Source organism: Pseudomonas sp. LjRoot71, assembly GCF_964253255.1.
In the GTDB taxonomy this organism is placed as follows: domain Bacteria; phylum Pseudomonadota; class Gammaproteobacteria; order Pseudomonadales; family Pseudomonadaceae; genus Aquipseudomonas.
Genome location: NZ_CAXURA020000001.1, coordinates 1,407,368 through 1,433,754, shown reverse-complemented (window position 1 = coordinate 1,433,754; position 26,387 = coordinate 1,407,368). Strand labels below are relative to the sequence as shown.

The 26,387-nt window shown below is 65.3% G+C and carries 25 protein-coding genes; 2 read left to right on the top strand and 23 right to left on the bottom strand.

Features of this window, described 5'->3' with window-relative positions; translation table 11 throughout:
* Positions 1-68 precede the first annotated feature (68 nt).
* Positions 69-806 (top strand): methyl-accepting chemotaxis protein, encoded by a 738-nt coding sequence (locus tag ACSQ17_RS06830; RefSeq protein WP_374528458.1) that lies wholly within the window; start codon positions 69-71, stop codon positions 804-806.
* A gap of 300 nt (positions 807-1,106) precedes the next feature.
* Here the strand turns inward: ACSQ17_RS06830 and ACSQ17_RS06825 are convergent, their stop codons facing one another.
* On the bottom strand, positions 1,107-2,228 hold the full coding sequence (locus ACSQ17_RS06825; RefSeq protein ID WP_436068073.1) for a GGDEF domain-containing protein: 1,122 nt from the start codon (positions 2,226-2,228) through the stop codon (positions 1,107-1,109).
* A gap of 258 nt (positions 2,229-2,486) precedes the next feature.
* Between ACSQ17_RS06825 and ACSQ17_RS06820 the strand changes: the two genes are divergently transcribed.
* Positions 2,487-2,792, top strand: coding sequence for an EAL domain-containing protein (locus ACSQ17_RS06820; RefSeq protein ID WP_436070440.1), 306 nt, complete (start codon positions 2,487-2,489; stop codon positions 2,790-2,792).
* A 6-nt stretch (positions 2,793-2,798) separates the two neighbouring features.
* Here the strand turns inward: ACSQ17_RS06820 and ACSQ17_RS06815 are convergent, their stop codons facing one another.
* From ACSQ17_RS06815 to ACSQ17_RS06710, 22 genes are all read right to left on the bottom strand, one after another.
* Positions 2,799-4,286: a SulP family inorganic anion transporter gene (locus tag ACSQ17_RS06815; protein ID WP_436068072.1), complete on the bottom strand. Its 1,488-nt coding sequence runs from the start codon at positions 4,284-4,286 to the stop codon at positions 2,799-2,801.
* 404 nt (positions 4,287-4,690) lie between these two features.
* Positions 4,691-4,933 (bottom strand): DUF2274 domain-containing protein, encoded by a 243-nt coding sequence (locus ACSQ17_RS06810; RefSeq protein WP_033475083.1) that lies wholly within the window; start codon positions 4,931-4,933, stop codon positions 4,691-4,693.
* Positions 4,930-6,207, bottom strand: coding sequence for a TrbI/VirB10 family protein (locus ACSQ17_RS06805; protein WP_033475082.1), 1,278 nt, complete (start codon positions 6,205-6,207; stop codon positions 4,930-4,932). The genes ACSQ17_RS06810 and ACSQ17_RS06805 overlap by 4 nt, the downstream gene beginning before the upstream one ends.
* A 2-nt stretch (positions 6,208-6,209) precedes the next feature.
* On the bottom strand, positions 6,210-7,214 hold the full coding sequence (gene trbG, locus ACSQ17_RS06800) for a P-type conjugative transfer protein TrbG (protein ID WP_024889307.1): 1,005 nt from the start codon (positions 7,212-7,214) through the stop codon (positions 6,210-6,212).
* Positions 7,211-7,915: a conjugal transfer protein TrbF gene (gene trbF / locus ACSQ17_RS06795; RefSeq protein WP_024889308.1), complete on the bottom strand. Its 705-nt coding sequence runs from the start codon at positions 7,913-7,915 to the stop codon at positions 7,211-7,213. Before trbF ends, trbG begins: the two co-directional genes overlap by 4 nt.
* 12 nt (positions 7,916-7,927) lie before the next feature.
* Positions 7,928-9,313 carry a P-type conjugative transfer protein TrbL gene (gene trbL / locus ACSQ17_RS06790; RefSeq protein ID WP_024889309.1) on the bottom strand — a complete coding sequence of 462 codons (1,386 nt, stop codon included), beginning with the start codon at positions 9,311-9,313 and terminating at the stop codon, positions 7,928-7,930.
* A complete protein-coding gene (locus ACSQ17_RS06785) occupies positions 9,310-9,630 on the bottom strand; it encodes an EexN family lipoprotein (protein WP_033475081.1) in 321 nt (106 codons plus the stop codon). Before ACSQ17_RS06785 ends, trbL begins: the two co-directional genes overlap by 4 nt.
* A gap of 12 nt (positions 9,631-9,642) precedes the next feature.
* Positions 9,643-10,368, bottom strand: a complete 726-nt coding sequence (trbJ, locus tag ACSQ17_RS06780) for a P-type conjugative transfer protein TrbJ (protein WP_033475080.1) — start codon at positions 10,366-10,368, stop codon at positions 9,643-9,645.
* Positions 10,365-12,824 (bottom strand): conjugal transfer protein TrbE, encoded by a 2,460-nt coding sequence (gene trbE, locus ACSQ17_RS06775; protein ID WP_033475079.1) that lies wholly within the window; start codon positions 12,822-12,824, stop codon positions 10,365-10,367. Before trbE ends, trbJ begins: the two co-directional genes overlap by 4 nt.
* A gap of 12 nt (positions 12,825-12,836) precedes the next feature.
* Complete coding sequence (locus ACSQ17_RS06770; RefSeq protein ID WP_031656903.1) at positions 12,837-13,109, bottom strand: VirB3 family type IV secretion system protein; 273 nt, start codon at positions 13,107-13,109, stop codon at positions 12,837-12,839.
* Entirely contained in the window at positions 13,106-13,498 is a 393-nt protein-coding gene (locus ACSQ17_RS06765; protein ID WP_033475078.1) for a TrbC/VirB2 family protein, read from the bottom strand. The genes ACSQ17_RS06770 and ACSQ17_RS06765 overlap by 4 nt, the downstream gene beginning before the upstream one ends.
* Positions 13,495-14,532 carry a P-type conjugative transfer ATPase TrbB gene (gene trbB, locus ACSQ17_RS06760; protein ID WP_031656907.1) on the bottom strand — a complete coding sequence of 346 codons (1,038 nt, stop codon included), beginning with the start codon at positions 14,530-14,532 and terminating at the stop codon, positions 13,495-13,497. Before trbB ends, ACSQ17_RS06765 begins: the two co-directional genes overlap by 4 nt.
* On the bottom strand, positions 14,529-14,993 hold the full coding sequence (locus tag ACSQ17_RS06755; protein ID WP_033475077.1) for a ribbon-helix-helix protein, CopG family: 465 nt from the start codon (positions 14,991-14,993) through the stop codon (positions 14,529-14,531). The genes trbB and ACSQ17_RS06755 overlap by 4 nt, the downstream gene beginning before the upstream one ends.
* Positions 14,990-16,993 carry a conjugal transfer protein TraG gene (locus ACSQ17_RS06750; RefSeq protein ID WP_033475076.1) on the bottom strand — a complete coding sequence of 668 codons (2,004 nt, stop codon included), beginning with the start codon at positions 16,991-16,993 and terminating at the stop codon, positions 14,990-14,992. The genes ACSQ17_RS06755 and ACSQ17_RS06750 overlap by 4 nt, the downstream gene beginning before the upstream one ends.
* A gap of 236 nt (positions 16,994-17,229) precedes the next feature.
* The gene (locus tag ACSQ17_RS06745) at positions 17,230-17,508 is read right to left on the bottom strand and encodes an EexN family lipoprotein (RefSeq protein ID WP_031656913.1); all 279 of its coding nucleotides are present in this window, start codon (positions 17,506-17,508) and stop codon (positions 17,230-17,232) included.
* Positions 17,505-18,449, bottom strand: a complete 945-nt coding sequence (locus ACSQ17_RS06740; protein WP_033475075.1) for a LysR family transcriptional regulator — start codon at positions 18,447-18,449, stop codon at positions 17,505-17,507. The genes ACSQ17_RS06745 and ACSQ17_RS06740 overlap by 4 nt, the downstream gene beginning before the upstream one ends.
* A gap of 120 nt (positions 18,450-18,569) precedes the next feature.
* Positions 18,570-20,078 (bottom strand): efflux transporter outer membrane subunit, encoded by a 1,509-nt coding sequence (locus ACSQ17_RS06735; RefSeq protein ID WP_031656915.1) that lies wholly within the window; start codon positions 20,076-20,078, stop codon positions 18,570-18,572.
* 15 nt (positions 20,079-20,093) lie between these two features.
* The gene (locus ACSQ17_RS06730) at positions 20,094-21,206 is read right to left on the bottom strand and encodes an ABC transporter permease (protein ID WP_031656916.1); all 1,113 of its coding nucleotides are present in this window, start codon (positions 21,204-21,206) and stop codon (positions 20,094-20,096) included.
* Between the two features lie 4 nt (positions 21,207-21,210).
* Positions 21,211-22,338: an ABC transporter permease gene (locus ACSQ17_RS06725; protein WP_031656918.1), complete on the bottom strand. Its 1,128-nt coding sequence runs from the start codon at positions 22,336-22,338 to the stop codon at positions 21,211-21,213.
* Positions 22,335-24,110, bottom strand: a complete 1,776-nt coding sequence (locus ACSQ17_RS06720; RefSeq protein WP_031656919.1) for an ATP-binding cassette domain-containing protein — start codon at positions 24,108-24,110, stop codon at positions 22,335-22,337. The genes ACSQ17_RS06725 and ACSQ17_RS06720 overlap by 4 nt, the downstream gene beginning before the upstream one ends.
* Positions 24,107-25,108: an HlyD family efflux transporter periplasmic adaptor subunit gene (locus ACSQ17_RS06715; protein ID WP_033475074.1), complete on the bottom strand. Its 1,002-nt coding sequence runs from the start codon at positions 25,106-25,108 to the stop codon at positions 24,107-24,109. Before ACSQ17_RS06715 ends, ACSQ17_RS06720 begins: the two co-directional genes overlap by 4 nt.
* A 110-nt stretch (positions 25,109-25,218) precedes the next feature.
* Positions 25,219-26,265: a lipid A deacylase LpxR family protein gene (locus tag ACSQ17_RS06710; RefSeq protein WP_031656920.1), complete on the bottom strand. Its 1,047-nt coding sequence runs from the start codon at positions 26,263-26,265 to the stop codon at positions 25,219-25,221.
* Positions 26,266-26,387 lie beyond the last annotated feature (122 nt).

Sequence of the window (26,387 nt, the reverse complement as noted above, 5' to 3'; positions counted from 1 at the left end):
GCGCGTCGGTCAGCCAGGTGGCGCAGGTGGTCGACAACACGGCCGGACGTTCCAGCCAGCAGCAGGAAATGACTGACATGGTTGCCACGGCGGTGCACGAGATGGGCCTCACCGTGCAGGAAATCGCCCGTAACGCCAGCAGCGCCGCGCAGTCATCGCAAAGCGCGCGGGACGAGGCGCAGGGCGCGCGTAATGAGGTGCGCCAATCCATCGGGCATATCGAGAGCATGTCCACTGATATTGGCAATGCCGCCGCCGCAGTCAGTGAGCTGGCCGAGCAGGTGGCTTCGATTGATCAGGTACTGGCGGTAATTCGCGGGATTTCCGAGCAGACCAACCTGCTGGCGCTGAACGCTGCTATCGAAGCGGCGCGGGCTGGGGAGATGGGCCGTGGTTTTGCTGTGGTGGCTGACGAGGTACGCACCTTGGCCAGCCGCACGCAGAGTTCGACCGATGAAATTCAGCAGATGATCCAGCGCCTCAAGCAGGGCGCGGAAACCGCCGTAAGCTCCATGCATGCCGGCCAGCGTGCGACTGGTACTGGCGTGGAAGCCAGTCAGCGTACGGGGCAGTCGCTGAGTGCGATTACCGAGCAGATTGAACGCATCAGCGATATGAACACCCAGGTGGCCACCGCCACCGAGGAACAGTCCTCGGTGACCGAGGAGATCAACCGCAACGTACAAGGCATTGCCGACCTGGCCCATGCCACGGCTGGTGAGGTGCAGGTGTGCAAGGAAGACTGCCAGACCCTGCGCGCGCTGGCGGATGACCTGGCCAAACAGATGGGTAACTTCCGACTCTAGGGTCTGTTGACGTTTCGTCGCGAGCCGCGTTGCCGCGCAAAATCTCGCCAGGCTAGGCGGAGGACGCAGGTAATGGTTGTTCCCTTGCCAAGTCCTCCAACAACGCATGGCGAGATTTTGCGCGCAACCCGAAGGGCCGGGCCAGTTTTAGCGCGATACTGCGTTCCTCGATGGCTCATTTAGCTGGCTAAACTTCGCATCTCGTGCCTTGCCTCGCGCTAAAACTGGCTCCGGCGCGGCCGCGAACGAAACGTCAACAGACCCTAGGCCCGCATGGCGGCAGCTCGGCTGCCGCCTGTTTCAGGCCAGTTCGATGCGGTTACGCCCGGCGCTCTTGGCCTGGTAAAGGGCGTCATCAACGCGCTTGAAGAAGGCTTCGGCACTGCCGTCACGCAGCATGTCGTAACAGCCGACACCCAGGCTCGCAGTTAGCGGCAGACGGGTGCCGGGGACATTGAAACCTTCGCGCTCCAGCTCCTGACGGAACTGCTCGGCCAATTGACGCGCCTGTTCCAGCGCGGTGTTGGGCATCAGGATGCCGAACTCTTCGCCGCCCAGGCGCAGCAGGGCATCACTGTCGCGGCGGAAGTTCTGGCGCATCCGTTCGGCAAAGGCACTCAGGCAGCTGTCGCCACAGCTGTGGCCGTATTCGTCGTTGATCCGCTTGAAGAAGTCGATGTCCAGCAGCACCAGGGATAACGGCTGGTTCTGCCGCTGAGCGTTACCCACCATCACCGGGAACAGGCTGTTGAACTGATAACGATTGCCCAGCTGGGTCAGGCTGTCGGTGCGGCTGAGTCGCTCCAGCTTTTCCTGCTGATAGAGCAACTGCAGCTCCAGAGCCAGGGTGTTGTGGTATTCGCGGTTGCTGCGGTTGAGCGCCAGCAGCAGGTAGCTGAGGTAGAAGCTCAGGGTGATCAAAATGGCGTACTGATCGCGCCAGTCCACGGCAAGACTGATCAGGCCCGGTAGGTAGATCAGCAACAGGGCGAGGCTTGCGAGCTTCTTGCGCATGGCGAAGTTGAAGGCCAGCGCGGTGCTGAAAGCGATGGTGCTGAGGGTGGCGATGATTGCCGAATCGCTGAACAGGGCATCCTTGTGCGCCAGCGCGTGGGCCAGGCCCCAGCTTAGCGCGGTGAGCAGAATCAAGCCCCAATGCAGGTTGAGCCAACGCTTGAGGCTGGCATCGCTCTGCTCCTGTGGCAGGCGGTGCAGCAGGCGCAGCACCAGCAACAGGGCGAAGATGCTGATGCCGACGAGCCCCGGAATGATCAGTGCGCCTGGTTCGTTGCTGAAAATCCAGGTGAGCGCCCAGGCCAGCAGGTAATAGATGCCTCCCAGTGGCGAGCGGATGCGTGTGTCCTGGGCTTCACGCCACAGGACGAAAGCCTTGGGCTGGCGGGGTAACTGGGCTTCAGTCATGGTCTGTGATCACAAAAACGTCTTTCTGGAAGCATAACCCGTCCAAAGTGAAAAAGCTGTCACATCGCCAGCTTTGATCAAATCAGCAATTCGGCATTCAACTTGCTTGAGTCTGAGGCGAAAAACCGGGCATTGCGCGGTTTGACCGCTCCGTGCGGCAGTTTTCTGGTGACCTCGGCGAGACTGGACTAAAACCAAAGGATAAGGCCGTGGTTCCAGCTGCCGTTCCGTAAGAGGGCTGGTGGTCAGTGAGCTGCGCTGTTTTGTTTCGGCACGGGCTACTCGTCGTTGTCCTACCTGAAAACCCTGCCGGTGGATCAGCTGAAGATCGACCGTTCCTTTGTCTGCGACCTGCTTAGCGACACCCAGGATGCCGACATTGCCTGCACCATCGTGTCCCTGGCGCATGCACTGAAGCTGGACGTGATCGCCGAGGGTGTGGAAACCCAGGCCCAGTGCGAGCGCCTGAGCAGCTTTGGTTGCACTTGCTTCCAGGGCTACTACTTCGGTCGGCCGGTGCCGCTGGAGCAGCTGTTTGCGTCTGCGGCGACCGAGTCGAATTGAGCGGGCTTAGTGCCCGAGCACTTGATCGATGGCTTCGGGCTTTTCGTGCACGCCAAAGCGATCAACGATGGTCGCGCTGGCTTCGTTAAGACCGAGCACTTCGACCTCACTGCCGCTGCGACGCAGTTTCAGCACCACCTTATCCAGCGCTGCGACTGCCGTGATGTCCCAGAAGTGTGCGCGGGACAGGTCAATCACCACCTTGCTCAGGCCTTCACGCAGGTCAAAGGCACTGACGAACTTGTCGGCTGAACTGAAGAACACCTGACCGACCACCTGGTAGGTGCGCTGGCCGGTTGCGCTGTCCCGCGCCGAGGTGATGTACAGGTAATGGCCGATCTTGTTGGCGAAGAACATCGCCGCCAGCAACACGCCTACAAACACGCCGTACGCCAGGTTGTGGGTATAGACGGTGACCGCCACGGTGGCGAGCATGACGATATTGGTCGACAGCGGGAAGGTGCGCAGGTTGCGCAGCGACGCCCAGCTGAAGGTGCCGATCGACACCATGATCATTACCGCTACCAGCGCGGCCATGGGGATCTGCCGTACCCAGTCGCTGAGAAACACCACCATCAACAGCAGCACGCTGCCGGCCACCAGGCAGGACAAACGCCCCCGGCCGCCGGATTTCACGTTGATCACCGACTGGCCGATCATCGCGCAACCCGCCATGCCGCCCAGCAGGCCAGAGGCGATATTGGCCACGCCCTGGCCTTTGCATTCACGGTTCTTGTCGCTTTCGGTATCGGTCATGTCATCGACGATGGTCGCGGTCATCATCGACTCCAGCAGGCCAACCACGGCCAGTGCGGCGGAAAAGGGGAAGATGATCGCCAGGGTCTCGAATGTCAGGGGCACGTCCGGCCAGAGGAAGATCGGCAGGGTGTCCGGCAGTTCACCCATGTCGCCGACGGTGCGGATATCCAGGCCGAAATACATCGCCACGGCGGTCATCGACAGGATGCACACCAGCGGCGACGGAATCAGGCGGCCCAGCGTCGGCACATAGGGAAACAGATAGATGATGGCCAGGCCCGCCGCACACATGGCGTAGACCTGCCAGGTGACGTTGGTCAGTTCGGGCAGCTGCGCCATGAAAATCAGGATGGCCAGGGCGTTGACGAAGCCGGTGACCACCGAGCGCGAGACAAAGCGCATCAGTGAGCCGAGTTTGAGGTAACCCGTGCCAATCTGCAGCGCGCCGCACAACAGTGTTGCGGCCAGCAGGTATTCCAGACCATGGTTTTTCACCAGGGTCACCATCAGCAGGGCCATGGCCCCGGTGGCCGCGCTGATCATGCCTGGGCGGCCACCGACAAAGGCGATCACCACGGCAATGCAGAAGGAGGCATACAGGCCGACTTTGGGGTCGACCCCGGCGATGATCGAGAAGGCGATGGCTTCCGGGATCAGTGCCAGCGCCACCACCAGACCGGCGAGCACATCGCCGCGGATATTAAAGAACCAGGTGTTTTTCAGGTGTTGCAGCATGGTTATTTCCAAAGGCGGAGGCGCCGCGGCGAGCCAATAGTCAAAGCCGCGCCGGACGATGAGTAGGGCACGCGACGCTTGGCCATAGGTTGGGCAGGCAAGGCGCAGTGCAAAAAAGTTCCGGTGTCAAGTGTTTTGTGAAAACAGCCTGATGGCCGGAAGTCTATATGGGGCGCGGGTTTAGCTCTACTTCGGGCCGCTTTGCGGGGCTGCGGCGTTGTGGACTAGGAGCCACATAAGAGCGTCGCGGTAGAAAGCCGGAGCGTGCTGCATCGGGGACGATTGCCAGCAGACGGCGGCCGCGTCTCATCATCATAGCCCACAACGCCGCAGCCCTCCAGAACGAAGAACGCGCAGCCTTGGGCTGCGCGTTCGAGGGATGGATACCACGGGAACCGGCGTCATCAGCTTGGCTTCGACGGCGCGGCCTTGCCCGCGCCTCCCTTCCTGAATCCCCGATCCCCCGCCATGAAGGCTTCCAGCATGTGCGGAATCAGCACCGTGGCATCGACCGCTTCGCCGTAGGTCTGCGCGTGCAGCGCGGCGTAGCGGTCGAGGTCGGCTTTCAGGCTGGCCGGGCAAGCAAAGGTCAGCTTCGTGGATTCGGTTTTCGGCAGCGGCCCCAGCCGCAGCTTGCGCGTCGTCATCGTGAAGTCCCCCTGTTGAAGAAAAGCGGCTGGTACGGCCGCAGCACCAGATCGCGGTTGACGATGATGCGAACCGGCAGGCCCGGCCGTTCGGTCAGCGTCGGTTGGATGTTCATGTTGCGCCGTGTCATCTCTTGGCCGACCTGATTGATGCTGTCTTGGGCGCTGTCGCGGCCGGCGATGATGACGCGATCACCGTCCTGCCGGTTCTCCGGCGCGGCCAGCTCGGCACCGACACCCAGCAGCGTGGTCAGCGCCGCGCCGGCAAAGATGCGGCCCCAATGCCAATCCACGTCGTCTTCCAGCCCGGCATAACCGGCCGGGTCGGTGCCGGCCAGGTTGTCGAGCGTGAGCGAAGACGTGTCGGGCAGGATGATCCGGTTCCACACCACCTGCACGCGGCTCTGCCCGTAGCTGACCTGGCTGTTGTATTTGCCCAGGATGCGCGAACCCTGCGGGATCAGCAGGAACTTGCCGGTGGCCGTGTCATAGACCGGCTCCGTCACCGTGGCGATCACGTCGCCCGGCAAGTCCGACTTGATGCCCGTCACCAGCGCCCCGGCGACCACCGTTCCGGCCATGACCTGATACGGCGAAGCCGGCAGGGTCAGATTGCCGGAATTACGGGTTTCCGTGGTTCCGGCTTTCTGGAACGCCTCTTTCTGGTCTTGCCGGTTCTGTACGGCGGTCGGGTCGGCAGGCTGGGCCGCCGTCGAGGCCGGGCCAGCCGCCAGTGGGTCGAACGCCGCATTGGCGGCGAAGCCCTGCGAGGCAGCCACCTGCGTCTGCGCTACCGGCGCGGCCTTCTGCGAACCCGAGCGGAAGAACACCGACGATGCCGCAGCCGCTTCGGCTTCCTTGCGCAGCGCGTCGTTCGGGTCGTGGCCGGGGGCCGCGTAGGCGGCCGTCACCGGCTGCTGCGACTTCACGATGGCCGGGCCAAGATCGCCCGGTAGTGGCGGCCCCAGCTCGGGTGCGGCGGGCGGCAAGGCCGGCAGCTTCGAGTAATCGGTTGGCAGCGCGTCCAGCCCTTCGGACTTCGACACGCGATCGACGTTGTAAAGCTCGGTCTGCTCGCCGGCTCCGCGCCGCTGTGGCTGCAATGACCAGATCGTGGCGCCGAGCACGGCGACCGACAGGCTGCCGACGAGGATGGCCAGCGTGCGCCGGTTCAGGCGCGTGACCGGGCGCGGCTGGGCGCGCAGCGCCACCGCCTCGGGCGCGACCTTGCCCGCCTGCGGCGTGGCGAGGTCGGGGGTGTCGTCCTGGCTCATGGTCAGTTCCTCCGCGCAACGCCGTCCGTGCGCTCGATTCGCACCACGTCGCCCTTGTCGCCGCCCAGGCGCAGTTCGGCCGCGCCGAACAGCCGATCCACGATGTAGTACGGCGAGCGGAAGCGGTAGTTCACCAGTTGTCCATCGCCCTGCGCGCCGATGACGAACAGGGGCGGCAGCTCGCCTTGCGCGATGCCCGCCGGAAACTGGATATAGACCTTCTCGCCGTCATCGAAAGCGCGCAGCGGCTTCCACGGCGGATTGCTGCCGCTGATCGCGTAGCGGAAGCGCAGGTTCTCCAGCGCCAGCCCGGTATCGACCGGCGCTGCGGCGCTGGCCGCCTGCGCCTGGCGCTGCAAGGCCAGCATCCGGTCGCGCGGGTACTCCCAGGACGCCGACGCCATCCACGTCTTTTCCGTCGAGGTCAGCTCCAGCAGATAGGTGCGGCGGCTGGTCGTGATGACGAGATTGGTCTTGAGTCCCGAGCGGATCGGCTTGACCAGCACGTTCACGCGCAGGTCGGCGCCGCTGCCGCTGGACGTGTCGCCCACGATCCAGCGCACGGTATCGCCGGCGGCCACCGTCACCAGTTCCTCGCCCGGCTGGAGCGAAATCACGGTCACGCGGCCCACGGCCGCATAGACCTGATAGAGCGCGCCATCGGTGAAGGGCCACACCTGAATCGCGTTGACGTAGCCCTCGCGCGTGGGCGCGACGCGGGCCTCGGCGTTGGCGCGCGAGACACGCACCTTCTCGTCGGCCGGTTCCGGCGTAGGTTTGGCGTCTTCGGCCTCGGGCACCGGCATCAACTGCGCCGGCATCGGCAGCACCTCGGGCACGGCCACCACCTCCACCGGCGCGGGCGGTTCGGGCAGCGGCTGGGCCTGCACCGGCTCATCGAGCGAGATGGTCGGCGGCGGCTTGCCTTGCGTGGCGCAGCCCGTGAACAAGACAGTCGAAGCCAGCAGGATCACCGGCAAGGCGGATTTACGGAAAAGTGCATTCATGGTTTGGCTCCTTCGGAAGAATCCAGCTCGCGGCTCCACGACAAGCCGTTGACGTAGATGCCCAGGGGGTTCTTGCGCAGGCGTTCTTCGGTGCGCGGCGGCTGGAGCACGATGGACACCACGGCCGTCCACCGCTCCAGGCCCGCCGCGGCGCCGTTGACGTAGCGGCGCTCCGTCCAGCGCACGTTGAAAGACGTGTCGCTTGCGCGCACGACGCTGGTGATCTGCACCGTCACCGACTCGCGACCGATACGAGCGAACGGGTCACTGGTGCGGGCGTAGTCGTTGAGCACGGCCGCGCCCTTGTCGGTCGTGTAGTCGTAGGCATCGAGCCAGTTCTGCCGCACGACGATCGGGTCGATGGACAGTGAGCGCACCAGCGTCACGAAACGCGCGATGTGGTGCGCCGTCTGCGCATCGTTGGGCCGGTACGGCGTGGCCGCTTCGCCCACGGCGCGCACCTGGCCTGCGTTGTCCACCTCCACCACGTAGGGCGTCACGATGGATTGCGCCGAGCGCCACACTAGGCCGCCGGCCATCAGCAGCGCGAGCGTCAGGCAGCCGAAGGCCATGAGGCGCCAGTTCTTCGCCTGCACGCGCGGCGAGCCGATGCGCTCGTCCCACACCTGGCCGGCAGCTTGGTACGGAGTGGCAGGCTGCGGCGTGTCGGCGTAGCGCACCTGCGGTCGCTTGAATCGCATGGTCAGTTCTCCTTATGAATCGGAATCGCGCAGGCTTGGGCCTTGGCCCGAGCCGCCGCCATCGCCGCCGCGCAGCGTGTGCGCGGTGGTGGTCGCGGCATGGGTGAGTTGCTGGCGGCGATGCAGCCGCTTGGCCCAAGCGGGTTGCGCATTGGCTGCGCCGGAAGTGGCCTCGCCTGCGGCGGCCCGGCCGGATGCCCCGGCTCCACCGGCTGCCGTGCCATCGTCAGCAGCAGCGCCGCTCCAGCCGGAGCGGAAGGGAGCTGCCATGCGTTGCCCAGCAGCGGAAGCACGGGATGCGATGCCGCGCCCGGCGGACTGCGCGCCGGTCTTGGCGACATTGCCCAAGCCGGCCATCGCGCCCTTCGCGCCACCGCCTGCGGCGGCGGAACCGGCCTGGAACGCCGAGCGTGCGCTGCTGGCCGTCGAGGCGGCAGCACGCGCGCCGCTGCCGGCGAGCTTGGCGGCGGCAGGCGCCATGCGCGCCCCGGCCATGACCGCGCCGCCCACGCCCGTCGCGGCAGCGCCTACGGCAACGGCCGTGCCGGCTGCGCCTACAGCAGCGCCGGCCATAGCGCCGGCGCCGAGCTGCGGCGCACCGGACACCAGGCCCGTAGCGATGCCAGGGCCGAAGATGCCCAGCGCCAGCAAGGTGAGCGACGCAAGCATGATGACCAGCGCGTGGTCGATGGACGGGTCATCGGGATGAACCTGGAACTCGGCGAACAGGCCCGAGCCGATGCCGACGATCACGGCCAGCACCAGTACCTTGACGCCGGACGACACCACGTTGCCCAGCACCTTCTCGGCGAGGAACGCCGTCTTGTTCCACAAGGCAAACGGCACCAGCACGAAGCCCGCGAGCGTCGTCAGCTTGAACTCGATCAGCGTGATGAAAAGCTGGATTGCCAGCACGAAGAAGCACAAGACCACGACCAGCCAAGCGAGGAACATCACCGTGATGGCATCGAGGTTCACAAACACCTCGGGGAAACCGGCCATCTCGCCGACTTGCTCCAGAATCGGAGCGCCTGCGTCGATGCCGGTTTTCGCCAGTCGGCCCGGCTGCAAGAAGTTCTCCATCGTGATGGTCGAGCCGGTGGCCGTCAGGCCCAGCCCGGCGAAGGAGCGGAACACGATGCCGGCCAGCCAGTTGAAGTTGCCGATGATGTAAGCGAAGGCACCGACGTAGAGCACCTTGCGCAGCAGCTTGGCGATCACGTCCTCGCCCTGGCCGGTGGCGTGACTCATCGCCCAATACAGTCCGGCGATCGTCATGTCGATGACGATCAGCGTGGCGGTGAGGAAGGCCACTTCGCCCTGCAACAGCCCGAAACCCGAGTCGATGTAGGTGGAGAAGATGTTGAGGAAGCGGTCGATGATGGTCACGTCATTCATGGCGTGTCCTCCGGTACGGCGGTCAAGGGCGGCGCTTCGCCATCGGCCGGTTCATCGAAGCTCGGCGGGATCGGCGGCAGGTCGGCCAGCGTCTGGTATTCATCCGGCCCGGCCTGGCCGGAGAAGAAGCGCCGCCGGAAGGCTTCGGCGGCGGCACGGCAAGCGTCCTCGCCCGTGGCCTGCCGGTCGGCCGCGCATTGCGCGCGCAATGCCTTCAACCGCGCGGGATCGGCGGCCAGGGCATCGGCAAGGTGGTCGGCCGGCTGCTCGCCGCAAGCGGCAAGCAGCGCGACACACAGGACGAGGACGCATCGCATAGCGGCCTCCCGTCAGTTGCCGTAGAAGTTCACGGACTGCGGCGTGTACGGCGTGCCGTCGCCCAGGAAGCGCCGCCGCACCTCGCGGGCGCGCTCCGTGGCTGCCGCCTGCCGCGCCAGCTCCAGCGACGCCGCCCGGTCTTGCGTGATCTGGAGCCGCTGCGACTGGATCGACTGCTTGGCCTGCAAGGCCAGCAACTGGTTCATGGCCTGCATCGCCTGCAACGCACCTTCGGCCGACTGGCTCTTGCCCACAAGATCCGCCAGCACACTTTCGTCTTCGCCCAGGTTCTGCGACACCTGCGCCTGCATTTGCATGGTGGTCTGCAAGCCGTTGAGCGTGTTCCGCCAACGCTCCTGCGCGTCGCGGTACATCTGGTCGCCGCTGACGGTGGCGGCGTACTGCTCGGGATACAGGCGTGCGAACTCCCGATCCAGATTCGTCACGTCGTAGGCCAAGCCGCGCGCCTGGTCGATCAGCCGCTGCGTGGTTGCCAGATTGGCGCGCAACTGGCCGACCACGCTGGACGGCAGGCTGGCGAGGTTGCGTGCCTGGTTCATCAGCATCTGCGCTTCGTTCTGGAGCTGCTGAATCTGGTTGTTGATCTGCTGCAACGTGCGGATCGCGGTCAGCGTGTTCTGCACGAGGTTCGTGGGATCGACCACGACCCATTGCGCATGGGCGGTGGCGGTGCAAAGCATGGCCGCGATGGCGGCGGCGACAAGACGCTTCTTCATGACAGGCTCTCCTGTGGGTGGTCGGTGGTACGGAGGGAACCCGGCGCCAGGCCGGGGAACGAGGGCAGCAGGTCGGCCGCCCAATCGAGGCCGCGATGGCGCAGCCAGGCGCCCGCGAAGCCGGGTGCGCCGGCGTCCAGCAGCACGCGGTCTATGTCGCGCTGGTCTTGCGGCGTGGAAGCGCCCGCGAAGGCCAGCGTCGCCGGCCCCAGGTCGAGGTCGAACAGGCGGTTGCCGAGACGGGATTGGTAGTAGTAGTCGCGCTTGGGCTGCGCGGTGGCGACGATCTCGATCTGCCGGCTGTTGAGGCCGAAGCCCTCGTAGATCGTGCGAATCTGCGGCTCGGTGGCCTGCGGGTTCGGCAGGAAGATGCGGCTAGCGCAGCTTTCGATGATCGCCGGGGCGATGCTCGAATCCTTGATGTCGGCGAGCGACTGCGTGGCGAAGATGACGCTGACGTTCTTCTTGCGTAGCGTCTTGAGCCACTGGCGGATACGCGCGGCAAACACCGGGTCATCGAGGAACAGCCACGCTTCATCGAGGATCAGCAGCGTGGGCGCACCGTCAAAGCGTTCATCGAAACGCGCAAAGAGGTAATGCAGCACGGCCATGACGGCGGCCTTGCTGTGCATCAGTTCCTCCATCTCGAAGCACTGCACGTCGGCCATGCCCAGCCGGTCATGGTCGGCGTCCAGCAGCTTGCCGTGGATACCGCCGAGCACATAAGGCGACAGCGCCTGCCGCAGCGTGTTCGATTGCAGCAGCACGGAAAGCCCCGTCATCGTGCGCTGCTCCACCGGCGCACCGGCGAGGCTTCCCAGCGCCGACCAGATAGCCGCTTTCTCGTCGGGGCCTACCGCCACGCCTTCGTGCAGCAAGCGGCCTTCGATCCACTCGGCGGCCCAGGTGCGGTAGCCCTCACGGTCGATGCGTGCCAAGGGCTGGAAGGCGATTTCTCCGTCCGTGCCCAAGTCGTAGTGTTCGCCGCCCAGCCCAAGGATCGTGGCTCGCATGGAGCGGCCCATGTCGAAGGCGAAGATGCGTGAGCCGCGATAGCGGCGGAATTGCATCGCCAGCGTGGCGAGCAAGACCGACTTGCCCATGCCAGTCGGCCCCGCGACCAGCGTGTGGCCCACGTCGCCGATGTGCGTCACCAGCCGGAACGGCGTGGCGCCATCGGTGCGCGTGACGATCAGCGGCGGGCCGTCGAGGTGATCGTTCTTCTCCGGCCCGGCCCATACCGCCGACACCGGCATCATGTGAGCCAGGTTCAGTGTCGAGACGATGGGCTGGCGTACGTTGGCGTAGGCGTTGCCCGGAATGGACGACAGCCACGCATCCACGGCGTTGAGCGTTTCGGGGATGGTGACGAAGCCGCGTCCCTGGATGACACGCTCCACCATGCGCAGCTTTTCGTCGGCCACGGCCGGGTCGGCATCGAGCACCGTCACCGTGGCAGTGAGGTAGCCGAAGGCGACTTGATCGCTGCCCAACTCCTGCAGGGCGGCATCGGCGTCGGCCGCCTTGTTGCTGGCGTCGGTATCGACCAGCGGGCTTTCCTGCTGGAAGATCGTTTCGCGCAGCAGCGCGACGACGTTCTTGCGCTTGGCGAACCACTGGCGGCGCAGGCGGGCGAGTTCTTTTTCCGCCTCGGCCTTGTCCAGGCAGAGAAAGCGCGTACTCCAGCGATAGGCAAATCCGAGGCGGTTGAGGTCGTCCAGAATCCCCGGCCAGGTCGAGGTCGGGAAGCCCCGCACCGATACCACGCGCAGGTGCTGGTCGCCCAGCATGGGCGCCAGACCACCGACCAGCGCAGAGTCGGTCAGCAGCGCGTCGATATGGAACGGCACTTCGGGCACGCCGACGCGGTAGCGCTGCGTCGATATGGTGGCGTGCAGGTAGGTCAGCGTCTGGCTGTCATCGAGCCAAGCGATTTCCGGCATCACGCCATCGAGCAGGTCAAAGACGCGATCCGTCTCCGCGACGAAGGCTTGCAGCCGCTCGCGCCAGTCCACGCCTTCGGTGGGCCGGTTCTCGTACAGCATCCCCGCCGCGCGGGCACGCGATTCCTCGGGCGGCAGGTACACCAGCGTCAGGTGATAGCCGCTCTCGAAGTCGTTGCCCGATTCCTCGAAGGTGGCTCGGCGCTCCTCCTCCACGAGCCACGACAGCGGCTCGGGAAACTCCGAGTGCGGATAGTCGGCAGCGGGTCGGCGCTCGGCCTCAATGAACAGCGCCCAGCCCGAACCCATGCGACGCAGCGCGTTGTTCAAGCGCGCCGACGTGGCGATCAACTCGCCTTGCGTCGCACTGTCGAGGTCAGGCCCGCGAAACCGGGCCGTGCGCTGGAAACTACCGTCCTTGTTCAAGATGACGCCCGGCGCGACCAACCCGGCCCACGGTAGCCAGTCGGCGAGCAGTGCGGGCCGCTGGCGGTATTCGGCAAGGTTCAGCATGGCGGCGTCCCCTCACACGTCCAGCAGCGGGCGGTGCTTGATGTGCCGCGCGAACACGGTCATGAACTGCGGATCGACGCGCGCGCCCCATACCGCCAGCGAGTGGCCGACGATCCAGAGCACGACACCGGGAATCCACAGTTGCAGGCCCAGCCCCACTGCGGCAGCGAGCGTGCCGTTGGCGATCGCCACGGTGCGTGGCGCACCGCCCAGCAGGATCGGCTCGGTCAGCGAGCGATGCAGCGGCACTTCAAACCCGGCCGCAAAGGCATCCGGGGCACTCATACGACGGCCCCGCCGGAGAAGCTGAAGAACGACAGGAAGAAGCTCGAAGCCGCGAAGGCGATGGACAGGCCGAAGACGATCTGGATCAGCTTGCGGAATCCGCCGGACGTGTCGCCGAACGCGAGTGCGAGGCCCGTGGCGATGATGATGATGACCGCGACGATGCGCGCCACTGGCCCCTGGATGGATTCGAGGATGGATTGCAGCGGGCCTTCCCACGGCATCGAGGAACCGGCGGCCTGCGCGGTTCCGGCCATGAACAGCAGCAGCGCGGCCAGCAGCAGTCCTTGCCCCGCAGGGCGTGCCAGGCTGCGCAGCCGTGCCAAGCCGGTCAGGTGAGGAAGCGGATCTACGAAAATACGGAAAGCAGGAACGTGCATCTGCGTCATGGCAGTTCTCCAGGGTGGTTGAGGGACGGGGAAGAAAGGTCGGACTGCGATGGCAGCTCGGGAAATGGCGCATCCATCGCGTCCGCCAGTTGGTAGCCCACGCCGTCGAAGCCGACGACGCGGGCGATGCTCTCGATGCGGCGCTTGCGCCCACGCCCGGCGATGTAGATCACCACGTTGACCGCCTCAGCGATCAGCGCACGCGGCGGGTTCACGGCCACTTCGAGAATCAGTTGCTCCAAGCGCAGCAGCGCGCCGAGCGCGGAACCGGCGTGGATCGTGGCGATGCCGCCGGGGTGGCCCGTTCCCCACACCTTGATGAGATCCAGTGCTTCGGCGCCGCGCACCTCGCCGACGACGACGCGATCAGGCCGCAGGCGCATGGACGAGCGAACCAGCTCGGTCATCGACACCACGCCTGCGCGGGTGCGCAGGGGAACGTGGTCGCGGGCCGCGCATTGCAGTTCCACCGTGTCTTCGAGCACCAGCACGCGGTCGCCGGTGGCGGCGATTTCGGCGAGCAAAGCATTGGCGAGCGTGGTCTTGCCGCTGCTGGTGGCGCCGGCGATCAGCACGTTCTGCCGCTCGCGCACGGCCCGTACCAGAAAGCCCGCCTGCGCGCTGGTCATCATCCCGTCGATGACGTACCGCTCCAGCGGGATCACGCCGATGGCGCGCTTACGCAGCGCGAAGGCTGGCCCCGGCGCGGCGGGCGGCAAGATGCCCTCGAAGCGTTCGCCGGTCTCGGGCAGCTCGGCCGACAGCAGCGGCTGGCCGCGATGCACTTCCGCGCCGACGTGGGCCGCCACAAGACGGATGATTCGCTCGCCGTCCGCTTCGGACAGCTCCACGCCCATCGGCGCACGCCCCGATGAAAGCCGATCCACCCAAAGGGTGCGGTCGGGATTCAGCATGACTTCCACCACGTCCGGGTCTTCGAGCGCGGCGGCGATCAGCGGCCCCATCGCCGTGCGCAACATCTGGATGCGCCGGTCGAGCGACGTGGCGGTCATGGATTGCGGAACGGCGCTCATGACGCACGCTCCTGTGCTTGGGCGACTGCCGCCGCGTCCTCCATCCGCATCGGATCGGGGTGCAGTTCCTCCACCACGTCGCGCACCAGGCTGCGTCCGCGTAGCAGGTGGCGCCCAAGCTGCTCCACGAACTGCTCGAAGCGTGCTTTGCCCTGGGCGCGAGCCGCGTCTTGGTGCGCCTCGGGAACGGGCGTGCTCACGGTCAGGTAGTAGCGGATGAACAGCGCCAGCGTTTCGATGGCGATGTTCTGGTCGCGCTCCATGCGCTCCGCCTGCCGCGACAGGCGATCAAGCCGCTTGGCGATGGCCGCCTCGCGCTGGTCGGCGGCATCAGGCGACAACCACGATGCGAGCGCCGCCGCGACGATGGACGACTTGGACACGCCTTTCTTGGCGGCCAGCTCGTCCAGGCGCTTGGCGTGCTCCGGCTGGATGAACAGGTTGAGGCGGTAGTGGCTCATAGCTCGATTCCGTCGTTGGGGTCGAGGGAAGCCAGCCGCGCCGTGCGCTGCATGGCCGGGTCAAGCTGGCGAGGAAGGGGAAGCGGCAGGTCGTCGTCGTCATCGAGCAGCGCGAGGTCGGCAGCCGGCACGGCCAGCTCGGGGGCGTAGGCGACGGTTTCGGAGAGTTCGGGTTGACGGCGTGGGCCACCGTCATCGGCAGAGGCAGCGAAGCCCTCAGCGGTATCGGACGCAGGCGCGACGGGCATGGCGGGAATAGCCAGGCCGCTCCAATCATCCGAGCGCGACGGCGGCGCGTCCGCGTACTGCCCGTTCGCCAGTGCAGGCGGCGGCAGCACGCGGCGCTTGAAATTGGCGTCCGCGTAGTAGCGCAGCTTCTTCGCCTTGATCGGCGCCACGCTGGACACCATGACCACCGCCTCGTCGGGCGGAAGCTGCATGACTTCGCCCGGCGTCAGCAGCGGCCGGGCCGTCTCCTGGCGCGACACCATCAAGTGGCCCAGCCACGGCGCGAGCCGGTGGCCCGCGTAGTTGCGCTGCGCGCGCAGCTCGGTGGCCGTGCCCAGCGTCTCGGAAATGCGCTTCGCCGTGCGTTCGTCGTTCGTGGCGAACGTCACGCGCACATGGCAGTTATCCAGAATCGAATGGTTCTGGCCGTAGGCTTTGTCGATCTGGTTGAGCGACTGCGCGATGAGGAAGCTGCGGATGCCGTAGCCCGCCATGAAGGCCAGCGCCGTCTCGAAAAAATCGAGCCTGCCCAGCGCCGGGAACTCGTCGAGCATCAGCAGCAGCTTGTGGCGGCGCGCGATGCCGTCGGAGCCATCAAGCGATTCGGTTAGGCGCCGCCCGATCTGGTTGAGGATCAGGCGAATCAGCGGTTTCGTCCGCGAAATGTCCGAAGGCGGCACCACCAGATACAGCGACACCGGATGTTCGGCCGCGATCAGGTCGGCAATGCGCCAGTCGCAGCGCGAAGTGACTTCGGCCACCGTGGGATCGCGGTACAGGCCGAGGAACGACATGGCGGTGCTCAACACGCCGGAGCGCTCGTTATCCGACTTGTTGAGCACTTCGCGCGCCGCCGAGGCCACGACCGGATGCGGGCCATCGCCCAGGTGGGGCGTGGTCATCATCCGGTGCAAGGTCAGCTCGAAAGGGCTGGCCGGATCGGACAGGAAGTTGGCAACGCCGCGCAGCGTCTTGTCTTCGCCCGCGTAGAGCACATGCAGGATGGCCCCGACCAGCAGCGCGTGCGAAGTCTTTTCCCAATGGTTGCGCTTCTCCAGCGCGCCTTCGGGATCGACCAGAATGTCCGCGATGTTCTGAACGTCGCGCACTTCATGCGCGCCGCGCCGCACCTCCAGCAGTGGGTTGTAGGCTGCCGACTTCGCATCGGTCGGGTTGAACAGCAGGCAGTGCGAGAAACGCGAACGCCAGCCGGCGGTGATGCTCCAGTTCTCGCCCTTGATGTCATGGATGACGGCGGATGCCGGCCAACTCAAGAGTGTGGGAATGACTAGGCCCACGCCTTTACCCGAGCGCGTGGGCGCGAAGGTCAGGACGTGTTCCGGTCCTTCATGACGTAGGTACTGGTGATCGTGCTGACCGAGGAACACGCCGGCAGGCTGTGTGAGGCCGGCCTTGCGAATGTCGTGCGCATTCGCCCATCGCGCCGAGCCGTAGGTCGTGACCATGCGTGCCTGGCGCGAGCGCCAGACCGACATGGCGATGGCAACGACCACGGCGACCATGCCGCTGGCGCCGGCAATGGCACCGCCGGTGTCGAAGACCTCCGGCGCATAGGCGCCGAAGAAGAACCACCACTCAAACAGCTTCCACGGGTGGTAGATCGACGTGCCAAGAAAGTCGAACCAGGGCGAGCCAAGGCGTACTTGATAGCCAAGGGCCGCCGCTGTCCATTGTGTGGCACCCCACACACCGGCGATCACGATGCCGAATACCACGGCGATCTGACCGAACAGCACGTTCGTCCCTTGCATGACCTGGCCTCCGCTTTCTCCTGCGCTGGTTCCTCATGGAAAGCGCGGCACAGGGACGTGCCGCAAGCGTCAGGATCGGTGCCGGATCAGTGCTGGTCAAAGACCGTTTCAAGCAGAAAGGTCGAGCAAAAAGACAGAATGAATGCAGCGGCAGGCCAAAGAAAAATGCCGCAAGCGAAGGCGCATTGCGGCGTGTCGAACAGAAATATGAAGGCGAGGCGGCGAGCCGCCAACGGTCAGAACTTCGGCGATTCTTTCGGCGGCGTGTAGGGCGTCTCGCCGTCGCCATAGAATCGCTTGCGCGTGGCTTCGGCCACCCGGTTGCACAGCACGTCGCCTAGCTTGGGGCGATCCGTCTTGCATTGCTGGCGCAGTTCCTTCAACCGTTCGGGGTTGGACGCCAGTTCTTCCACCGTCGGGATATTCGCTTCCGACGTGTTGGCCTTCGGAGGCGTTTCGGACTGGCCGCAAGCAGTCAACGCGGCCGCCAGTAAGAACGGGATGATCTTTTTCATGGCTCAGGTTCCTCCAGGGAATCGGAATGACGGCCCGACTTGGGCCTTGGGGGTTCCGGTGACTCGATGGCCTGCACGCGCTCAATGAACCGCGCCAGCACATCGGACGGCTCGCCGGCGGGGTAAAGCAGGTAGGTTGTCAGCGGCGGCACGCGCAACGCCAGCGGTCGGGCCACTACGCCGGAGTCAGGGTTCGCGGCAATGCGCGCGGCACCCGTAAACCCAAGTGCGAAACCGGCCGATACCAAGGCCATCATCAAATCACACGTAGCGACCCGTTCTGCGACCAGCGGCTCCATGTCGGCCCGACGTAGCACCCGATCGACGAATTTGGCATGGCCTTCGCACACTTGTGGATCGCATAGAACCAGCGGATAGCGCAGCAGTTCCTCCAAAGGGATGCGCTTGTGTGCCAGCAGCGGATGTCGCGCTGGCACCGTCACGATGAGCGTGTCTCTCCAGACAGGCATGGTGGTGATGCCATCGCCCACTTCATCGGACTGCGCAAACCCCACGTCGTACAGATCGTCATGCAGCCCCTTGATCTGCTGTGACAGCGGCACCTCGAAGAATCGGAGTTCAACTTCCGGTTCTTCCTGTCGGCATAGCGCCAGTAAAGCCGGTAAGCGCGACGGTGTGATGCCGTCCGACAACGCCACGCGCAATTGTCCGTGGAAGCCGTGGGCCGCCGCTTTCACGCTATCGCGTGCTTGTTCCAAGACTGTGAACACGCGGCGCACGTGTTCCAAGAACAGCTTTCCAGCACGGGTCAGTCGCGTGCTGCGCGTGGTGCGGGCGAACAGCACAACGCCAAGTTCTTCTTCTAGCTCCTTGATCGCACGCGACAGTGGCGATTGTTCGATGTGCAGCTTTTCCGCCGCGCGGGCGAAGTGGAGTTCTTCGGCCACGGCCAGGAAACAGCGCAGATGCCGAAGTTCCATTTCACCCCTCCCGTATCCGGTAGGACGAATCGCCGCAGTGTTCCCGATCATGCGAGCAGACCAATTCCACAACCAACAACAGTTGATCTGTGCGCTCGGAGTACGCGCTAACGAAGCTCGTCATTTCGTCACGCCGCCTTCCGATAGTTGTGTATTGCCAATGGCCTTGTTGACCATCACGTAGCGGGTGCCCACGCGCCCTTCGCTCGCTGCCAATTCGCGGCGCGCCTGCAAATAGCTACGCTGGCTGTCGAGCACGGAGAGGAAATCGGCCATGCCGCCGTCGTAGCGTGCCTGGGCCAGTTCGTAGGCTTGGCCGGCGCTGTGCATTCGGGCTTGCAGTTCACGTTCCTGCTGCTGCTCTGCGGTGTATCCGCTGAGCGCGTCGTCGATCTCCTGCCAGGCTTTGAGCACGGTCCTCTGGTAGTTCACTGCCGCTTCTTGCTGCTCCAGCTCGCGCAACTGCACCACGCTCTTGCGGCGGCCACGGTCGAACAGCGGCAGGCTCAGAGTCGGTCCTATCGACCATGTGCGGCTGCCCCAGGCTGAGAATTCGCCGCTCAGATAGGACTCGTACCCGAACCGCGCACCCAGGCGGATGCTTGGGTACAGCTCGGCTTGCGCAACGCCGATGCTGGCCGTGGCCCGATGCAGGCGAGCCTCGGCGGCGCGAATGTCGGGCCGGCGCAGGGCAACTTCCGACGGCAGCCCCAGCGCCAAGTCCGGCAACGCCGTCCTGCCGTCGTCGGCGACGGCAGCCAGCTCGTTGCGCAAGGCACCGGGCCGCTCGCCCAGGAGCAGCGCGATCTGGTTGGCGCTGGCGCCTTCCTGCGCCAGCAGCCCCGGCAATTGCGCTTTCACCGCCGCCAATTCGGCGCGCTGGCGCTCCAGGTCCAGGTGATCGACGATGCCACCCTGCACGCGCGCTTCCAGCAGGCCCACGCGCTCCTCCAGCGCGGCGATGTCCTCGCGCGCCAGGCGGATCTGGCGCTGTGTGGTGCGCAGCTCGAAGTAGTTGCGCACCACATCGCTGATGAGGCTCAACCGGGCCAGATCCAGCAGCGCCGCCTGGCCGGACACTTCGGCGTCGGCTGCCTCGATCGAGCGGCGCACGCGGCCCCACAGGTCCAGCTCCCAGGAGGCGTCGAAGCCGATCTGGTAGAGCGTGAAAGGCTCACTCAGCACTTGTGCCAGCGTCGATCGGTCGCCGCCGATGGCGTCGATCATGCGTGTGCTGGCGCCATACTCACTCTGGCGCTGGCGGATCGCGCCGCCGTTGGCGTTGACCTGCGGCCCGCGTTGAGCCTCGACGGTGCTGCGCTGCGCACGCGCCTGGGCGAAGTGCAGCGCGGCCGTTTGCAAGTCCGGGCTTGCCTCGAAAGCCCGTTGCGCAAGGCGGTCCAGCGTCGGATCGCCGAACGCCCGCCACCAGTCCGCCGGCAACGCCTGCTCGTTGCCGACAGGGGTACGCAACGCATCGTCGGCGCTGCGCCAACTTGTCCAGTCATCCGGGGCCGACGGCGTGGGTTTGACGAAATCCGGCCCCACCGCGCAGCCAGCCATTGCGAGGGCGAGCAGGCACACCGCCAAGCGCGACGGTTGACCACGAAGAATGCGAAAGTCGGACATAGCCAATACCCCGGATCAGGAGAGGCGGTTGCGGAACAGCCAGGCCGCCAGCGGCAGCGTGACGATTGCCATCACCAGCATGGGAACGAAGTCGAAGGCGACCTCGCGCAACCCGGCGCCTTCGAGATAGACGCGGCGCACGAGGTCCATGCCAAAGCGCAGCGGATTGGCATAGGTGACGATCTGTAGGGGTTCAGGCATGTTGCTCACCGGCGTGAGCAAGCCCGACAGCAGCATCATCGGCATGATCAGCAGGAAGGTGTAGAGCATGGCCTGCTGCATGTTCAGCGACAGCGCGGAAATCGACAGGCCGAGTCCCACGGTGGCACAGGTGAAAACGACCAGCCCCAGGTAGAGCAGCCACGGGGAGCCGTTCATCGGTATCTGGAACCAGAAGCGGATGATCAGCAAAATGATGGTCGCTTGCGCCACGCCCACGAGCATCGGCGGCACGGCCTTGCCGACCAGAATCTGCATGGGCGTCAGCGGCGTCACCAGCAACTGGTCGAAGGTGCCCTGCTCGCGTTCGCGGGCGACCGACAGCGACGACAGCAGCAAAGTCTGGATCAGGCTCAACGCGGCAATCAGTGCCGGCATCAAGTTCCAGCGCGACTCCAGGTTGAGGTTGTACCAAGCACGTCGCTCCACGCTGACCGCAGGCGTGCCGGTGCGCGATCGGTTGTAAGCGGCGACGATGGCACTGACCTGGGCTGCCGCCGCCCCGGCGGTCGTGGAATTGCGGCCGTCAAGGATCATCTGCAACGGAGCTTGCTGACCACCAGCCAGCCGGGCGTCGAAGTCTGCGGGGAAGTGCAGCACCAGCAGCACATGGCCCCGATCGACGACTTGAGCGATCTGCTGCGGCGTATTCAGCGAGGCTTCGCGCTTGAACACGCCGGTGCCATCCACACGCGCCAGCAACTCGGTCGAGGCCGCGCCCCGGCTCTGGTCCAGCACCGCATAGGGTGCATAGCTGAGATCGTAGGTCGCGCCGTAGCCGTACAGCAGGGCTTGCATCAGAACGGGTACGAACAGAATTGCCCGGCTGGACCGCTCCTTGAACAGCGCCAGAAACTCCTTGCGGCAGAGGAAGCCGATCGACGCCAGTTGAGTGAGAAATGCGTGCATGGCGTCAGTCCAGCGTCTTGCGCAACGTGCGGCGCACGGCGCCGGTCAGCACGAGCGCGTAAAGGCTCAGAATCGCGCAGTCGCGCAGAATCATCGGCCAGTTGTCACCGGCCAGAAACAGCGTTTTGATCAGCCCGACGAAGTGCGTTGCCGGTAGTAGCTGGCTGACCGCCTGAACCACCACGGGCACGTTGCGCAAGTCGAAGATGAAACCCGACAGCATCAATGCCGGCATGAAGCTGACCAGCAGGGCTACCTGACTCGCCTGGAACTGGTTGCGCGTCTTGCCGGAGATGAACAGGCCCAGCAGCAGCGATACCGTCAGGTACAAGAGCGAGGCAAACACGATCACCCACAGCGACCCGCGCATCGGCACGTGGAACAGGAACTTGGCCGCGAGCAGGCACAGCGCCAGGTCAATGGCACCGACCAACAGGTAGGGCGCGAGCTTGGCCAGCACGATTTCCAGCGGCCGTACCGGCGTGACAAACAGCGATTCCAGCGTGCCGCGTTCCCACTCGCGCGCGATCAGCAGCGAAGTCAGGAAGGCGCCGATCAGCGTCATTACCAGCGCAATCAAGCCCGGCACCAGATACCAGGTGCTGGTTGAGGCTTCGTTGAACCACATGCGCTGCACCAGCTCCACGCCACCGGCACCGGATTTGCTGCCAGCGCGGTCGGCCTTCTGTTGCGCCCAGGTTGCGATGGCTCCACCGACATAGCCGTCAACGGCAGCGGCCGTGTTGGAATCGACACCGTTCAGCAGCAACTGCACCTGGGCTTGCCCCGCTGCTAGTCTGCGCGAGAAGTCCGCCGGAACCCGCACGATGGCGCGCACTTCCCCGTCGCGCATCCGGCGCTCGGCCTCCGTCATATTGGTCGTCCACACGGGCGCCAGATAGGGCGATCCCTCCAGGCCGGCAAGCACCTCGCGCGCGGACGGCGAACTGTCCTCCAGCACTACGGCCACCGGCGCGTTTTTCACGTCGAATGACAGGCCATAGCCGAACAGCAGGATCAGCACAGCCGGCAGCATCAGGCCGACCGCCAGCGTGCTCCTGTCGCGCAGCATCTGGCGCACTTCCTTGCGCAGCAGCGCGGAGAATCGCCTGATGAATCCCGAGGTATTCATGCAGCGGCTCCCACTATCGCGCGCTGGCTTTCGGTGCGACCGCGTTCAACGATGGCGATGAACGCACTGTTCATGTCAGTGCTGCCGTCGCCCCCGGCCTGTTCGCGGACCTCCTGCGGCGTGCCCAGTGCCAGCATCTTCCCGGCGTCCTGGATAGCGATGCGGTCGCAGTATTCCGCTTCCTCCATGAAGTGGGTGGTGACGATGACAGTGACGCCACTCTGCGCCAGCGCGGTGATCGTCCGCCAGAAGGCACGCCGTGCCAGCGGGTCGATGCCGCTGGTCGGTTCGTCGAGGAACAGGATTTCCGGCTGGTGCAGCAGGCCAGCGGCCATTGCCAGGCGTTGCTTGTAGCCGCCGGGGAGCAGGCCGCTGACCGCCATCGGTTCCAGCCCGAATTCCTCGATAGTGCCGTTAACGCGCTCGCGCAGCACCTGTCCGCGCAGCCCGTAGGCGCCACCGAAGAACTCCAAGTTCTCGCGCACGGTCAAGTTGCCGTACAGCGCGAATTTCTGCGCCACGTAGCCGATGCGCCCACGCGCCTGCGCGCGCGCCGTGCGCAGGTTGAGTCCAGCGACCTCCAGATGGCCGCTGGTGGCTGGCAGCAACCCGCACAACATGCGGAATGTCGTGGTCTTGCCCGCGCCATTGGGGCCGAGCAAACCGAATATCTCGCCGCGGCTCACCTCGAACGATGTGCTGGCAACGGCGGTGAAGTCGCCGAACTTGCGTACCAGATCGCGGACCACGATCACCGGCCCATCGGCATCGCCATTCATGACCTGCGCGTGCGACGCTGCTCGCAGTTCCGGCGCCTGGCCCTCGTCCTGCTGCTGCTTGCGCAGCATCATCATGAAAGCGTCTTCGAGTTCCGCCGGGCGTGGCTCGCAGCCGGCATCGCCAAGCAGCTTGTTCACCTCGTCGGTGGTGGCCTGCGGTTGGCGGATGAAGTCAACCGCGCCGCCCTGGGGAACCGCATCGACGATCAGTTCGGTGGCGTCGATCAATCGCGCCTGTAGATCGCGGGCAGGCATCCCCGCTGGAGGCGACGTGGTGAAGGTCAAGCCGCGAGCGCGCTCACTCAACGCGGCCGGCGTGCCTTCGTCCAGCAACCGGCCCGCGTTCATCACGAACACCTGCGCGCATCGCTCGGCCTCGTCCATGTACGCGGTGCTGACGATCACGCTCAGGTTCTCGTCATCGACCAATTGCTGCACGATCTTCCACAGGTCGCGCCGCGACAGCGGATCGACACCGACGCTGGGTTCGTCGAGCAGCAGCAGATCGGGTGAGCGCACCAGCGTGCAGGCCAGGCCCAGCTTCTGTTTCATGCCGCCGGACAGCTTGCCGGCCGGGCGTGCGGTGAAGCGCACGAGGTCGGTCATCTCCAGCATCCGGGCGAAGCGTCTGCTGCGCTCGGCAGGCGGCACCCCGTGCAGGTCGGCGTACAAGTCCAGGTTTTCCTGCACGCTCAGGTCTTCGTACAGCCCGAAGCGCTGTGGCATGTAGCTGATGCGGTCTTGCACCGCCTGCGGATTGGCCGCCACGTCGATGCCCAGCACCTCAAGGCGCCCGGCGTCGGGCTTAAGCAGCCCGGCCATCATGCGCAGCAAGGTTGTCTTGCCTGCGCCGTCCGGCCCGACGAGGGCGGTCAGCTCGCCCGCGCGTATCGTCATCGACACATCGTTCACCGCAAGCAACGGGCCGCCGCCCGGCGCCTCGAAGGTCTTGCGCAGGCCCTCGGCAATGACCGTTGTGTCGCTGTCGTTCATTGCGCGGTGCCGGTCGTCAGGTGAACGGTTGCCGGCTGTCCAAGGCGCAGCACGTCCTGCGGGTCATCGACCAGCACCCGTACCTCGTAAACCAGGCTGGTGCGCAGTTCCTCGGTCTGGACCGACTTGGGCGTGAACTCGGCAACCGATGAGATGTAGCCGACCTTGCCAGTGATGGACTGGCCGGGGCGGCCATCAGTGACGACGCGGGCCTCCATGCCGGGCCTGACCCGGCCCAGGTCGGGTTCGCCGACATAGACGCGAACCCACTTCGGCTGCGTCAACGCCAAGGCGAAAACCGGCCGCTGGGGCGTGGCCATGTCGCCCGGCTCAAGAAGCCGCGAACGCACGATCGCGTCGGCGGGCGCCTTGAGTTCGCCCTGGGCGATCTGGTGCTGCAACAAGGCCAGTTGCGCCTGCGCCGCCTTGAGCTGTGCCTCCGCCCCCGCCACGTCTTCCGCACGCGGTCCAAGTTCGGTCAAGCGCAATGCTTCGCGTTGCTCCGCGACCTTCGCCTGCGCGACCTGTAGATGGCTTCGGGCGCGGTCCAGATCCTGCGCGCTCACGGCGCGCCCTTGGGTATTGGCCGCAATGCCTTGCAGGCGCTTGAGGTCTTGTTCGGCTTGCGAGGCGTCAGCCTGTGCTGCGGTCACACGGCTGCGGGCTTGCGCGACCTCCTGCGGCCGTGAGCCGTTGCGCAGGCGCAGGAGCGTCTGCTGCTGGACGCCGATCTGTGCTTGCGCTTGCTCGGCCTGCAACGCCAGCGTGCGGGTATCCAGCACACCCAGCACAGTTCCCGACGTTACGCGGTCGCCTTCCTCGGCGTGCAGTTCCGCCACCCGGCCGCTGCCGTCGAACGCCAGCGAAATCTGCCGAATGTCCACGTTGCCGTACAGCACCAGCGCGCCGTCGCCATCACGGTGGCTGAAATGCCACCAGGCCCAGGCTACGAGAACCACTGCCGCGATGGCTGCAAGGAGGATGAGAGGCTTCTTCATGGACGGTGTTCCGTGGGCTTAGTGGCAACTCGGGCTGTGAGCATACTCTAAGATTAAATGCAATTTAATGTTTAGGCGCAAGCACATCCGCAGGCGCCCGCCATCCGTGGTCAGAATCGCCTGCCGATGGTCAACGTGCCGTAGACCGGGGTTTCCTTCTGGCCGTGGAATTCGCGCGTGCGGAAGTAGCGCGCGAATGCGAATCGCCAGTGGCCGCGGTAGATCGCAGCGCCATAGCCGAGGTCGGCCACGAACGGGCGCTTATCGACGCTGTGGCTGGACTTGAAGGTGTTGCCGTCGAGTGTGATGTCGTGCAGTACCCAGCGGGCGTCTGCGGCCACGAACAAGTGCCAGTTCCAGGGTTGGCCGGCGGCCACCTTCACCGGCGCGGTGTTCTCGCCAGCCGGCCGCAGCGGCGCGGTGCCGAAATCATCCGGGAGGCGCAGGCCGAAGCGCAACTCGCCGCCGGCATTGGCATAGGTCGCAAAATTTCCCAGGCTCATGCCCCAGTGGCGCGTGTAGTCCCAACCCCAGCCACTTGTGCCTACGTGCCGCGCTACGCGCTTGCGGCGCTCATGGATCAACTGCACGACTGGCTCATCACGCAACTGGTGATCCCAGCCGTTGAAGCGATCCACGCCGATGACACCATGCCACCAGTTCTGCACCTGCTCGGCCCGCGAAGCAGGCCCGACGACGCCAACGCGGATTTGCGAAGTACGCAGAGAATCGCCGCGACGGGCGTTGTAGCCAAAACTCAGCATCAACGCGCCGGCGAATGGACGATCATCCTCGATGAGGTGAGAAGGCACCTTGTCGGTCGGGGTATACATCATCTGCCCGATCCCGATCGTCATGTTCTGCTCGTCGAACCCGTCCGGCTGTAGCCAGGCCAAGCGTTGGTTCAGCCGGCGGGCGAGGAATGGCAGACACGGATCATGGGAGTAATCGACCAGGTTGGGCGATACCCAACTGACCAAAAAGCCGTTCGAGTAGCCTTGATCCTGGCCCAGCCTTCCGAACAGATCGTTGTCAATGCGCAGGTTGATCGTCCCGGACGACAACAGAGGTGTCTTCCCGTCAGGGCACGACTGCGCCTGTGCCACCCTACTGGGCACTACGCACAGCAATCCGAGCAACGCGGCGACAGCGGCCATGCGTGAGGCGAGGTGCCGACGGCCAGCACGCGCCGGAGCGCCAGGGCGACCCAAGGCCAAGTCGGCAATGGCGCTGCCGTCGGGTGGAACCAGCCGTTTCGTAAACATGGTGTCTCTCGAAA